This is a genomic window from Streptomyces sp. CC53, assembly GCF_001865245.1.
Classification (GTDB): Bacteria; Actinomycetota; Actinomycetes; order Streptomycetales; family Streptomycetaceae; genus Streptomyces.
In genome coordinates, this window is sequence record NZ_MKXB01000151.1 from 167084 (window position 1) to 178889 (window position 11806).

At 73.1% G+C, this 11806-nt stretch carries 13 protein-coding genes; 4 read left to right on the top strand and 9 right to left on the bottom strand.

The genetic code is table 11. The features are described 5' to 3' along the window. Positions 1-169 precede the first annotated feature (169 nt). The 4 genes from BJP40_RS34395 (at position 170) to BJP40_RS17085 (ending at position 2180) form a co-directional block, all read left to right on the top strand. Positions 170-322 (top strand): hypothetical protein, encoded by a 153-nt coding sequence (locus tag BJP40_RS34395; RefSeq protein ID WP_177204410.1) that lies wholly within the window; start codon positions 170-172, stop codon positions 320-322. After that, a complete protein-coding gene (locus tag BJP40_RS17075) occupies positions 319-882 on the top strand; it encodes a hypothetical protein (RefSeq protein ID WP_071281074.1) in 564 nt (187 codons plus the stop codon). Before BJP40_RS34395 ends, BJP40_RS17075 begins: the two co-directional genes overlap by 4 nt. A 24-nt stretch (positions 883-906) precedes the next feature. Then, positions 907-1554: a hypothetical protein gene (locus BJP40_RS17080; RefSeq protein WP_071281075.1), complete on the top strand. Its 648-nt coding sequence runs from the start codon at positions 907-909 to the stop codon at positions 1552-1554. Between the two features lie 206 nt (positions 1555-1760). Continuing rightward, entirely contained in the window at positions 1761-2180 is a 420-nt protein-coding gene (locus BJP40_RS17085) for a DUF3151 domain-containing protein (RefSeq protein ID WP_071281076.1), read from the top strand. Positions 2181-2509: 329 nt separating this feature from the next. On the opposite strand, the gene BJP40_RS17090 is transcribed toward BJP40_RS17085, so the two are convergent. The 9 genes from BJP40_RS17090 to BJP40_RS34400 all read right to left on the bottom strand — a co-directional run bounded on the left by BJP40_RS17090 (position 2510) and on the right by BJP40_RS34400 (position 11728). After that, positions 2510-3670: a MalY/PatB family protein gene (locus BJP40_RS17090; RefSeq protein ID WP_071281077.1), complete on the bottom strand. Its 1161-nt coding sequence runs from the start codon at positions 3668-3670 to the stop codon at positions 2510-2512. Positions 3671-3746: 76 nt separating this feature from the next. Then, the gene (gene fbaA, locus BJP40_RS17095; protein ID WP_071265827.1) at positions 3747-4769 is read right to left on the bottom strand and encodes a class II fructose-bisphosphate aldolase; all 1023 of its coding nucleotides are present in this window, start codon (positions 4767-4769) and stop codon (positions 3747-3749) included. A 283-nt stretch (positions 4770-5052) separates the two neighbouring features. Continuing rightward, on the bottom strand, positions 5053-5601 hold the full coding sequence (pyrE, locus tag BJP40_RS17100) for an orotate phosphoribosyltransferase (RefSeq protein WP_071265829.1): 549 nt from the start codon (positions 5599-5601) through the stop codon (positions 5053-5055). Positions 5602-5611: 10 nt separating this feature from the next. After that, on the bottom strand, positions 5612-6412 hold the full coding sequence (locus tag BJP40_RS17105) for an aldose epimerase (RefSeq protein WP_071281151.1): 801 nt from the start codon (positions 6410-6412) through the stop codon (positions 5612-5614). Positions 6413-6443: 31 nt separating this feature from the next. Further along, the gene (locus tag BJP40_RS17110) at positions 6444-7619 is read right to left on the bottom strand and encodes an SRPBCC domain-containing protein (protein ID WP_177204411.1); all 1176 of its coding nucleotides are present in this window, start codon (positions 7617-7619) and stop codon (positions 6444-6446) included. 70 nt (positions 7620-7689) lie between these two features. Continuing rightward, complete coding sequence (locus tag BJP40_RS17115; protein ID WP_071281078.1) at positions 7690-9279, bottom strand: polyamine aminopropyltransferase; 1590 nt, start codon at positions 9277-9279, stop codon at positions 7690-7692. Between the two features lie 64 nt (positions 9280-9343). Continuing rightward, the gene (locus tag BJP40_RS17120) at positions 9344-9907 is read right to left on the bottom strand and encodes a DUF2617 family protein (protein ID WP_071281079.1); all 564 of its coding nucleotides are present in this window, start codon (positions 9905-9907) and stop codon (positions 9344-9346) included. Positions 9908-10668: 761 nt separating this feature from the next. Next, positions 10669-11238, bottom strand: a complete 570-nt coding sequence (locus BJP40_RS17125; RefSeq protein WP_071281080.1) for a hypothetical protein — start codon at positions 11236-11238, stop codon at positions 10669-10671. A gap of 70 nt (positions 11239-11308) precedes the next feature. Further along, positions 11309-11728 carry a hypothetical protein gene (locus BJP40_RS34400; RefSeq protein WP_071281081.1) on the bottom strand — a complete coding sequence of 140 codons (420 nt, stop codon included), beginning with the start codon at positions 11726-11728 and terminating at the stop codon, positions 11309-11311. Positions 11729-11806: the final 78 nt, after the last annotated feature.

Below are 11806 nucleotides of genomic sequence, written 5' to 3' on the forward strand. Positions count from 1 at the left end.
CGCCGCGCCGCCCCGCCACGGACGCACCCGCAGCAGCATTCCCTCCTCGAACCGAAGGCGCCAGGAGCACTAGGGTGACGAACGCAAGATCGAAAAGGCGGGTTCCCCACGGGATCCCTGTCAGCGTGATGCTCTCGGGGGAGGCGTGTTGCTGACGTACCACGACGTCATGACCACGGACTTCGGCGTCCTCGACACCGCCGCGACGGCGTGGGACGAGGTCGCCGACGCCCTCCCCCGAGTGCACCAGGACACCGACGCCGCCGCACGGGAGGCGTCCACCGCCCGCGTGGAGGTCACGTCGACCGGGAGCACCCCTTGACCACCTCGTTCGCGCTGAAGAGGACACACGTCAGGCGCACGCTCGACTGGTCGGGTACGTCGGAGGAGTTCGGCGAGATCACCGTGTGTACGGCAACGGGCCTCGCTCCCAGGGACGGGGCGGGCGTAAGGGTCCAGGGCAGCGCCATCCCGACAGCCCTTCTGACGGGTTTCTCCCTCTTCGAAGCCGCTCCACGGCTGACAGCCGCTGAACTGTGGCTTGCCGGCGCAGAGGTGCCACTGCGGAGGAACCGCTGGGCTGTGAGCCGGAGGCAGCGCGCTCTGCGCCTGACGTACGGGGAGATCTCATACCGGTGTACCGCAGCCAGTCGGAAGGAATACACCGTCACCCGCCCGGGTCTGTCCGTCACCGTCACCGAGTCGGGTTTCAGGAGGAGACGGCGCCGTCTCCTGGTACTGATCGACGGACCTGCCGAACCGGCCGACATCTCTCTGGCAGTGCTCTTCTCCCGCGTCAACCGCTCACAGCTGACGTGGGGCGGCGCCCTTCGGGCCGAACTTTCCACGGCCTTCTTCTTCTGGGCCGAATCCCCGGCATAGGGCTGGCCCACGCCTTCCACGCCAGTGCCCCTTCGTAACTTCACGTCCGAGGCAAGCGCAGTCGGCACGTTCCTCGACGCCTTCGACCAGGAGTACGCGGTGACCACCTCATTCGAGATGCGGGAAGTACGGGACGAGCGGCGGGCGCTCCACTGGTCGACCACCTCCGAGGAGTTCGGGGACATCAGGGTGCGCTACCCGGCGGACATCCGCCCCTCGACGGGAACAGGCGCCAGAGCGGAAGGCAGCGCGATCCCGACCACACTCATGATCAGTTGGTCCGTTTTCGAGGACAAGCCGCGGCTGACGGGTGCCCGCCTTTGGATCGACGGACAGGAAGTGCAGACAAGGCGAAACCGATGGGCAGTCAGGAAGACGCGGCGTGCCCTGCGCATCACCTACGAGGGCACGGAGTACCGGTGCACCGCGATCAGCCGGAAACGGTACGTCCTCACACGGCCCGGACTGGCCATCACCGCCACCGACTCCGGAATCGGGCCGAAGCGGCGCCGGCTGCGGGTGCAGATCGACGGCTCCGCCCAACCGGTCGACGTCTCCCTCGCGGTGCTCTTCTCCGGTGTCAACCGCTCTCACCTGACCCTCTGCGGTGCCTTCCGTGCGGCATGCGCGACGGTCTTCAACCTGTTAGCCGACAATGCCGCCCGAAGCTGACCTCCTCCCCTCCGGCGGCGCGCCCGGTCCGCTCCCGGCCGGCGCAGGAACTCCCGTCGTCCTCGGGCCGCGTGCTCTGCGTTGTGCCGCCGCCTGCCGGCTTCAGCGGCATCGTCCACCGTCCCTGGAGGCACGGGGCACCCACCCGCCGACGATCTTCCCCGTGCGCAGCCCGGACGCCCGCCCCCGAGTGGCAGACTGCTGGCATGACGACGCACAAGAACCTGCTCGGCGGCCCGGACCCGACGTACCTGCCGGAGAACGAAGAGGCGTACCGCATGCTCGGCGAGGAGTCCGTGCCGCCGGCCGAGGTGGTGGCGAAGGACCCGACGTTCTCGCTGGCCTGGGCGATGCTCGCCGACGACGCCTTCGCGGCGGGGCGGGTGGTCGAGTCGTACGCGTACGCGCGCACCGGTTACCACCGCGGCCTGGACGCGCTGCGCCGGGCCGGGTGGAAGGGGCACGGCCCCATCCCGTGGGAGCACCGCGCCAACCGCGGGTTCCTGCGCTGCCTCGCCGCCCTCGCCCGGGCCGCCGGCGCGATCGACGAGAAGGACGAGGCGGAGCGGTGCCGGCAGTTCCTGAAGGACAGCAGCGAGGAGGCGTACGCGGAGCTCAAGCAGTAGCGGTCACCGCGGCCGGGAGGTCCGTGCCGCCGTCCTGCGCACGGTGACGCGGCACGGACCGCACGACACACCGCACGACACACCGGGCTGTACACCCCTCGGACCGCACGACACGTCGGACGGCACGCGCCCTCGGAGCACTGCACACCCCTCCGCCTACAAGGGCCCGACGCGCACACCCCTCGGACTGCGCATCCTCCGACGGCACACCTGTCGGACTGCACGCCCCGAGGCGCACGCCCCTTCGGGCCGCACGAGTGCACGCCCTCTCGGAGGGGCCGTCCCGCACACGGTGTTCCCCGCCGCGGACGGCCCGTCCGGGGTCCCGCCTACCCCGCCAGCCTCCGCAGCGTCCTGACGAGCGCGTCGGCGCCCCGCTCCGCCTTGGAGCGGGGGCAGCCGAGGTTGACCCGTACGAACCCCGGTGTGCCGTACTCCGCGCCCGGTTTGACGGCTATGTGCTCGCGTGCGATCAGCTCGTCGTTCAGCACGGCGTCGTCCACTCCCAGCGGCCGCAGGTCCAGCCACGCCAGGTAGCCGGCCTGCGGCACGGTGAAGAGGCCGCGGCCGGGGAAGGCGTCATCGAGGCGCTCGGCGAGCATCCGCAGGTTCCCGGCCACGTACGTCCGCAGGGCGTCCAGCCAGGGCGCCCCGTGCCGGTAGGCGGCGACGTGCGCGGTGAGGGACAGCGTCGACGCCGACGGCAGGCCCTCCCCGTGCTCCATCCGCCACAGGAACGCGGCCCGCTGCTCCGGGTCGCCGATCATGCCGTAGGCGCCGCCGAGCCCCGGCAGGTTGAACGCCTTCCCGGCCGAGGTGATCAGCGCCCAGCGGCCGCCGGGCGGCGCGATCGCGGCCCAGGGCGTGTGGCGCTGCCCGTGGTGGGTGAGGTCGCCGAACATCTCGTCGCTGATGACGGCCACCCCGTGGGCCTCGGCCAGGCGGAGGAAGCCCTTCAGCTCGTCCTCCGTCCACACCCGGCCGGTCGGGTTGTGCGGGGAGCACAGCAGCAGCACCCGCGCGTCGGGGCGGGCGAGTTCCCGTTCCAGGGCCGCGTCGTCGCCGATGGGGACGCCGCGCAGGGACCGCCCCAGTCCGGCCAGGGCGTTGATGAACCCGACGTAGGTCGGCGTGTGCACGACCACGCCGTCCCCGGGCTCGGTCCACATCCGCAGCAGCTGCGCCAGCTCGTTGACGACGGAGGGCCCGAAGACCAGCGTCTCCGGTGCGACCGCCACCCCGTGCCGCTCGCCGTACCAGTCCCGTACGGCCTCCGGGAAGCCGGAGCGCTCCCAGTCCGTGTAGCCGAAGACACCGTGGCCGACCCGCCGGCGCAGGGCCTCCAGTACTTCGGGCGGCGACCGGAAGTCCATGTCGGCGATGGTGAAGGGCAGCAGGTCGGGCAGCCCGTACCGGGCCGGCAGCACGTCCCACTGGATGGAGCCGTGGCCCCGTGTCTCCACCGGCGTGTCGAAGTCGTACGTCGTCACCGAGAACCCCTCCGCAAAGGGGCGGGCCCGGCACCGCTCCACGCGATGCCGGGCCCGCCCTGACCGATCGGTTGCTCTACTTGAGCTTCGTACCGGCCGAACGCAGCGCCTGGCAGGCTTCGACGACGCGCTTGGCCATGCTCGCCTCAGCCAGCTTGCCCCACGTGCGCGGGTCGTACGTCTTCTTCGAGCCGACCTCGCCGTCGACCTTGAGGACGCCGTCGTAGTTCTTGAACATGTGGTCCGCGATCGGGCGGGTGAAGGCGTACTGGGTGTCGGTGTCGAGGTTCATCTTCACGACGCCGTTCTCCAGGGCGGTGGCGATCTCCTCGGCCGTGGAGCCGGAACCGCCGTGGAAGACGAAGTCGAACGGGCTGGTCTTGCCGTACTTCGAGCCGACGCCCTCCTGGAGGTCCTTCAGCAGCTCGGGGCGGAGCACGACGTTGCCCGGCTTGTACACGCCGTGGACGTTGCCGAAGGAGGCCGCCAGCAGGTACCGGCCCTGCTCGCCCAGGCCGAGGGCCTCGGCGGTGCGCAGCGCGTCCTCGACGGTGGTGTACAGCTCGTCGTTGATCTCGTGGGTGACGCCGTCCTCCTCGCCGCCGGTCGGCGTGATCTCGACCTCAAGGATGATCTTCGCGGCGGCGGCGCGGGGCAGCAGCTCCTGCGCGATGGCGAGGTTGTCGGCCAGGGTCTCCGCGGAGCCGTCCCACATGTGCGACTGGAAGAGCGGGTTCCCGCCCCGGGCCACGCGCTCCTCGGACACCGCGAGCAGCGGGCGGACGTAGCCGTCCAGCTTGTCCTTGGGGCAGTGGTCGGTGTGGAGCGCGATGTTGACGTCGTACTTCTCGGCGACGATGTGCGCGAACTCGGCGAGGGCGACGGCGCCGGTCACCATGTCCTTGCTGTGCTGGCCGCCCAGGAACTCAGCGCCACCGGTCGAGATCTGCACGATGCCGTCGCTCTCGGCCTCGGCGAAGCCGCGCAGGGCGGCGTGCAGGGTCTGCGTCGACGTCACGTTGATGGCCGGGTAGGCGAACTTGCCTGCCTTCGCCCGGTCGAGCATCTCGTTGTAGACCTCGGGGGTTGCGATGGGCATGGTCCGCTCCTTGTGATCTGCGGTTGCGTTGCGTCTCTGATCCCTGACCTGGGGGGCGACGTCATCGTCGCCCCCATCTTTCCAGACGGTCCCGCAAGCACCACCCCCGGACGGCCCCGGCATGCGGCGCGGGCGGGTCGGTTTCACGTGAAACGGACCCGCCCGCCCATCCCTGCCGAAAGCCGCAGGTGCGGAGGATGCCCCCGCCGCGAGACGCGGCGGTCGCCTTGCCGTGCGCCACGCGGAGGTCGCGCCCCCGCACGAGGCGCGGAGCGCGCCCGTCCTACCCGAGGTCGAGCTCGTCCAGCGCGAAGGCGTAGCGGTACGGCACGCCGGCCGTGCCGCTGATCTTCTCGGCCGCGCCGGTCGCCCGGTCCACGATGGTGGCGACCGCCACGACCTCGGCACCCGCCTCGCGGACCGCCTCCACGGCGGTGAGCGGGGAACCGCCGGTGGTGGAGGTGTCCTCCACCACGAGCACGCGGCGGCCCTTGATGTCCGGGCCCTCGACGCGCCGCTGCATGCCGTGGGCCTTGGCCGCCTTGCGGACGACGAAGGCGTCCAGGGTGCGGCCGCGCGCGGCGGCGGCGTGCAGCATCGACGTGGCGACCGGGTCGGCGCCCAGCGTCAGCCCGCCCACCGCGTCGAAGTCGAGGTCGGCGGTCAGATCGAGCATGACCTGACCGACGAGCGGCGCGGCGGCGCCGTCCAGCGTGATCCGGCGCAGGTCGACGTAGTAGTCGGCCTCCAGACCCGAGGAGAGGGTCACCTTGCCGTGCACCACGGCCTTGTCCTTGATCTGCTGGAGCAGATCGGCACGTACGTCAGTCATGCGTACGAGCTTAGAGGCGGCGCCAGGTCCAGGTCGTCGCGGTCTCCAGCGGCTCGATCGGGGTGACCAGGCGCGGAGCGGTGTTGAGGCCGTTCGGCGGCCCGGACTGGGGCTCGACGCAGACGGCGGCCTCCTGCTCGTCGTACACGACGACCCACTGCTCCGGGCTGGTGACCGTCAGGGCGAGGACGCCGGGCCAGGTGACGGTGACGTCCACCCCGTCCGGCATGCCGAAGCAGTCGTCCCAGGGGCCGGGGCGCGGGTCGATGCGCCGGCCGGTGGGCAGGTGGTCGTCGCCGCGCTCCTCCTGCCACACGGGCGTGAAGTCCAGGACGGCCGCGCTGCCGTCGAGCGTGCGCCGGAACCACGGGTGCCACCCGGCCTGCGCCGGGAACGAGTCCCCGTACGTCTCCACCCCCAGCCGCAGCGTGAGCGACTCCTCCGTCAGCTCCAGCGTCTGGGTGACCAGGCCGGGGTACGGCCAGGGGTCGCCGAGCTCGTACGTGAAGGCCGCCTCGGACGCGCCCGCGCGGGCCGTGCGCCACACGGCGTCGCGGCCCGTGCCGTGGATGGCGTGGGGCGGGGCGTTCAGCGGCAGTTGGTGGCGGACCGCTCCGTTCAGGAACGTGCCGCGGTCGGTGCGGCCGCACCAGGGCACCATGGGGAAGCAGCCGTGGTGCTCGCCCTGCCGCAGCAGCTCGGTGCCGCCGATGCGGAGGCTGCTCAGCCGGCAGCCGAGCGCCGGGGCCACGGTCAACTCGACGTCCCCGGCCGCCAGCCGGACGTCCTCTGCACGCTCGCTCTCACTCATGATCGTGGTCACAGCGCCCGACCCTACGTGCCTACTTGCGGCGCCGCAGCGCACGCCGCACGATCACCGCCGACGCCAGCGCCAGGGCGGCCGGGGCCAGCCAGCGCAGCGGGCTGGCCCCGGACACCGAGGCCGGGCCCGGCACCGGTGCGTACCGGCCGCGGGGCGGGGCGTGGTCGACCTCCTCGGCGCTGCGGCCGATCATCGTGCGGCGGGCGTGCGCGGCTTCGGCGGGCGGCTCCCCGACCCCGGTGTCGTCCGACGGGAAGTCGTCGGCGGCGAACGGGTCGAGCGAACTCGGCGGCACGGGCGCGTCGAAGAGGCCACGGGCCTCGTCGGCTCCGTCCTCCTCGGTCTCCAGACCCTCCGCCTCCTGCGGTTCCGCCGCTTCCTCCAGGTCTTCCGCCTCCTGCGCCTCCTCCGCGGCCTCCAGGTCTTCCAGGCCCTCGGCGGCGCCCGGCCCTCCCCCGCCCGGCACGTCCTCCGGTAGCCCCGCCCGCTCGGGGCGGCCCGTGGCCGCGGGGCCGGCCGCGTCGCGTACGGCCTCCTCCTGCGCGGTGTCCCCGGGGTGCTCCCTGCCGCCGGGGGGCTCCGCGTCCCCGGTCCCCCCCGCCCCTCCCCTGTCCCCGGCGTGCTCCGGTTCCCGGGCGTCCGCCGAGTGCTCCGGCTCCCCGGTGTGCTCCGGCTCCTCCGAGTCCCCGGCCGCCGCCGCGCCCTCGCCCTCCGCGGACTCGGCGGTGCGCTCGGCTTCGGCGACCTCAGCCGCGGCCTCCGACGCTTCCGCCTGGTCCGCCAGCGCTTCGGCGAAACGGTCCAGCAGGCGGTGCGCCGCGGCCGTCGCCGTGTCGTCCGGCGCCTCGGCGAGCCGCCCCTGCGACTCCACCGTCCCGCTGAAGGCGAGCTGCGTCCCGCCGTCGGCGGGCGCGAGCCGCACGGTGAGCGAGAGTCCCGCCCGCCCGGTGCCGCGCACCTCGTCGCCCTCCCCTTCGACGGCGTAGGACCCGTCGTCCCGGACCGCCACGCGCAGGGCGCCCCGGTACGTGATGCTGTGCCCGCCGACGCGCACCTTGAGGCGGCCCGACAGCGGCGCGGCCGACGCCTCCGCGTCCTGGTGCAGCCCGGGCACGCAGGGGGCGACACGGGCAGGGTCGGCGAGCAGCTCGCGGAGGGTCTGGACGGCTACCGGAACGAACACCTCATGCTCCATGGGAATCGAGCCTACCCACGCTCGGCCCTTCCGTCCCCGATCCGCGCAGGCCCGGCGGGCGAAGCCCGCGTCAGTCGCCGTACCGGGGGTGCACGAGCGTCGACGGGGGCAGCCCCGGGAGGCGGGTCCGCTCCGCGCGCCGGGCACCGGCCGCCAGCGCCTCGGGCGTCGGCACGCCCCGGCTCGGTGCGCCGGGGCCGAGCCCCAGCGCCGGAGGGCGGACGTCGCCGGGCGGCGCGGGGGTGGCGAGGACGAACCCGCTGCGCCCGTCGTCCGTGCCGTACGGGCGGGTCGCGAAACCCGCTGCCCGCAGCGTGGCCTCCACGGTCCAGTACGTGTGCGGGCGGTCCCGCAGGGAGCCCGCGTGCACGACGAGCCGCCCGCCCCCGGCCAGGGCGCGCGCCGCCAGGCCGTAGAACTCCTCCGAGTACAGCCTGCTGCTCGTGGTGATGCCGGGGTCCGGCAGGTCGGCGACGATCACGTCGTACGCACCGCGGGCCTCGTGCACCGCGCCGCGCAGCCAGCGGAAGGCGTCATCGTGGACCACCCGGACGCGCCGGTCCCGGTAGGCGTGCCCGTTGAGCCGGACCAGCGCCGGATCGGTGCGGGCCAGCCGTACGACCTCCGGGTCCACGTCCACCACGGTCACCGTCTCCACGTCCCCGTACCGCAGCGCCTCGCGGGCCGCCAGGCCGTCACCGCCGCCCAGGATCAGCACCTGCGCGTGCGCGCCCCGCAGCGCCGGGTGGACGAGCTCCCGGTGGTACCGGTGCTCCGCGCTGCCGCTGACCCGCAGCCGCCCGTCCAGGAACAGCTCCGGCGGGCCGTCGCGAGGGCCGGTGAGGACGATCTCCTGGACCTCGGACCGGACGGCGACCCGCACCTCGTCCCCGTACACGGCCTGGCGGGCCGCCCGCTCGAAGTCGTCGACGAGCACGGTGGCGGTGGCCAGCAACCCGACGACGACGGCGTTCGCGACGAGCGTCAGCAGCCGCTCGCGGCCCGTCAGGTCGCGGCCGAACAGCCACAGCACGAGCGCCGCGCCCGCCACCGCGTTCACGGCACCCGTGAGCAGCGCGCTGGTCACCTGCCCCAGCCAGGGCAGCAGCAGGAAGGGAAAGGCCAGCCCGCCGACCAGCGCGCCCACGTAGTCGGCGGCGAACAGGTCGGCGACGGTCCCCCCGGCGTCCTGCTCTGCGCCCCCCGTGACTCTCTGGATCAACGTCATCAGCAGCGGTATCTCGGCCCCGATGAGGACCCCCACCCCGATCGAGAACCCCACCAGGGCGTACCGCGCGCCGCCGAGCCACGCGAAGCAGGCGTACAGCGCCAGGGCCGAGCAACCGCCGATCAGCGCCAGCAGCGCCTCCAGCAGGGCGAAGCCGACGGCGGCCCGGCAGCGCAACCGCTTGGCGAGGAGGGACCCGGCGCCCATCGCGGAGACCAGCACGGCGAGCACGACGGACGCCTGGGTGACGGAGTCACCGATCACATGGGCGGCGAGGGCCACGAGGACCAGTTCGTAGACCAGCCCGCAGGCGGCGCAGACGAAGACGACCGCGAGCACCAGGAAGCGGCCCGCCCGCGGCCCGACGAGCCCCCGCGCCCGCTCCGGGGCGCGCGGCGCCACAGGGGCGGCTGAGGCGGGCGCTTCGAGCATGCGCTAACGCTACGTCACACCTCATCGACCGCTAGTCACCCACAGGAGTGTTCATGGTGCCCGCTCACCCCAAGCCCCCCGCGAGCGCAGGTGCTTGGGGAACATGCCTCGCGGATCGCTGCGGGACGACGCAGCCGACACTGGTCCGGGTGACCACCAACTGCCCCTCCTGCGGGTACGCGTGCCAGGTGCGCCACCGCACCTTGCCCTCGTGGCGCTGCGCCAGCATCGCGGTGAACGCGTGCGGCGACCCGGGGAAGGTCCCCGCGAGGCCGTGCGGATGATCGGCGACCAGGGCCAGCAACTCCTGGGCACGCCCCGCGAACGACCCGCGGGACAGATGCTCGACCCGGGCCGCGAACTCGTACTCCCAGCCCCCGATCCGCTTCGCCACCCCCAGCGGAAGGGGCGTGCTGCTGCCGGGCATACAGGCCACGGTCTCGGAGCAGGTGCCGTGGTCCTCCTCCAACAGGACCTGGTGGGACGCGCCGAGCAGCCTCAACTGCAAGCGCGAGCGGGACAGTTCTAGGTCGAGCACGGCGAGCGCGGGCAGCGGCTCGCGCCCCAGCGCCCAGGCCAGGTCGGCTGCGCGCGTGTCGGTGTACTCGGTCTGGAGGGTCGTGAGCATGGGTCAGCTCCGCAAGCACGGTGAGGTGAAGGCAAGTGGACCGGGCGTCGTTCCGGGCGGTGCTCCGGTGCGTACGAGGTGCCGGGCCGGGGTCCACACGAGTCCGGGGATCGACGTTCTCGGCGCCCGTCGTCGTTCTCGTCGTTTCTCGGTGTCCCCGTCGTTCTCGAGGTTCTCGTTGTTTCTCGGCGTTCTCGGCGTTCTCGGCGTTCTCGAACGTTTCGACAGCGAGGCAATCATGAACCGCGCGGGGCTCACAGCGTCTTTACCCAACTTTGCGCGGTTTCCATCCCCCCGGACGACGAGCGGTTCAACCGTTCACCATATTCCGCATAATCATGCGTACAAACGTTTCGGTGCCGGGCACCCGGTGCGCGACGGGGGCGGGACCAGCTGCCCCGTGTCAGCCGTCCCCACCCCCGCCGCCGTCGTGGGGCGCGGTGCGCCCTCAGCTCCCGCCGCCGCAGCCGCCACCGCCTCCGCCGCCACCGCAACTGCTGCCGCCGCCGCAGGAGGAACCGCCGCCTCCGCAGGAGGAACCGCCGCGCGCCCAGTGCCCGGATGTTCCACGGTGGTGGCCTCCGGCGCCTCCCCGACCACCGGTCCTGGCGGCCCGCGCCACCAGGATCACGAACAGCACGAACAATCCGCCTATGACAAACGCCCATTCCATGGGTAATCACCATCCCCCTTGTCCGGGAGGCGGCGGGATGGTCCCGCCGCCTCGACTACCGAATCCGATGCGTGGAAGTGCTGAGCTTTCAGCTGGAACTCGACCCGCATGACGAGGTCGAGGACGAAGAAGAGCAGGAAGAGGAAGCCGAAGAGGACGAGCACGAGGACCAGGACGACGACGAGCACGCCGTGTGCGGTGCCCCGCCGTCCCCGTCCTCCGCAACCGGGAACCCCGCGGCATGGGCGGAGTCGTGCCCGGCCCACCATGCGCGGCGCCGCGCCCCCGGCGGCCGGCTTCGGCCGGTCAGGGCGAGCCACACGATCAGCCCGGCCAGGCACAGGAGGACGAACGTCGCCACACCGGGCAGGAAGCCCACCAGCCACAGGACGTCGGTCGCGGCACTCCCCGCGTCGGCGTCCGCCGGGACCGGCTCCCCGAACTCCGGCCAGAGTCCGCCGGATTCGCCGGACTCGGACCCCGGAACGACCGTGTCCGACGCACCGGTCCCCTCGAAGCCCGGAACCTCGAACTCCGCAACTTCGGCGTCCTCGACGCCCTGATCCGCCGGGTCCGGCTCCTCAGCGCCCTCGAAGCCCGGCTCCCCGGCCTCCGTCCCTACGGCGCGCTGCCGTGCGTCCTGCTCGTCACCGTCCATGTCCCCCGTCCCTCACGTCCGTCGCCCCCACCCCGCCCCGCGCACCGCCCACCGCCCACCGGGCGACCGGTCACCCCCCGCCACACGACGACCCGCCGCCCCCGCAGGAGCTGGACGACGACGAGCAGGACGACGAGCTCGGCGACGGCGACGAGCAGGACGAGGGCGCCCCGCACGACGAGGAGGGCGCAGGGTCCGTACCGCCCTGCCGGCCGCCGTCCGACCCGTCCGCCACACCGGCCCCACCGGTGGTGTCGTGCCCGTCCGGCACGTACGCGGCGGACGCCGCCGCGCCTCCCCCGGCCGCCCACCAGCTCGCCGACGACGGGCCCCCGGAACCGGCCCCCGCACGCCCGGCGCGCAGCGCGGCCGCGTCCTGCCGGCGCTGACGGGTGAAGGCCCACACGAGCGTCCCCACCACGACGACCGCCGTCAGCGGCACCACGACCAGCACCACGACAAGGGCGGTGTCCACCACGGACTCGATCATGATGCTCCTCCTGTCTCCCGCAGGCGTGTGACGCGGGGTCCCCCGTACGCCTGTGACGGGGGGATCCCCCCGGCCCGC

Coding starts and splice junctions, on each gene's coding strand:
- BJP40_RS17105 (WP_071281151.1), bottom strand. CDS start 6,412: ATGAGTGAGAGCGAGCGTGCAGAGGACGTCCGGCTGGCGGCCGGGGAC.
- BJP40_RS17085 (WP_071281076.1), top strand. CDS start 1,761: ATGACGACGCACAAGAACCTGCTCGGCGGCCCGGACCCGACGTACCTG.
- pyrE (WP_071265829.1), bottom strand. CDS start 5,601: ATGACTGACGTACGTGCCGATCTGCTCCAGCAGATCAAGGACAAGGCC.
- BJP40_RS17120 (WP_071281079.1), bottom strand. CDS start 9,907: ATGCTCACGACCCTCCAGACCGAGTACACCGACACGCGCGCAGCCGAC.
- BJP40_RS34395 (WP_177204410.1), top strand. CDS start 170: ATGACCACGGACTTCGGCGTCCTCGACACCGCCGCGACGGCGTGGGAC.
- BJP40_RS17115 (WP_071281078.1), bottom strand. CDS start 9,279: ATGCTCGAAGCGCCCGCCTCAGCCGCCCCTGTGGCGCCGCGCGCCCCG.
- BJP40_RS34400 (WP_071281081.1), bottom strand. CDS start 11,728: ATGATCGAGTCCGTGGTGGACACCGCCCTTGTCGTGGTGCTGGTCGTG.
- BJP40_RS17125 (WP_071281080.1), bottom strand. CDS start 11,238: ATGGACGGTGACGAGCAGGACGCACGGCAGCGCGCCGTAGGGACGGAG.
- BJP40_RS17110 (WP_177204411.1), bottom strand. CDS start 7,619: ATGGAGCATGAGGTGTTCGTTCCGGTAGCCGTCCAGACCCTCCGCGAG.
- fbaA (WP_071265827.1), bottom strand. CDS start 4,769: ATGCCCATCGCAACCCCCGAGGTCTACAACGAGATGCTCGACCGGGCG.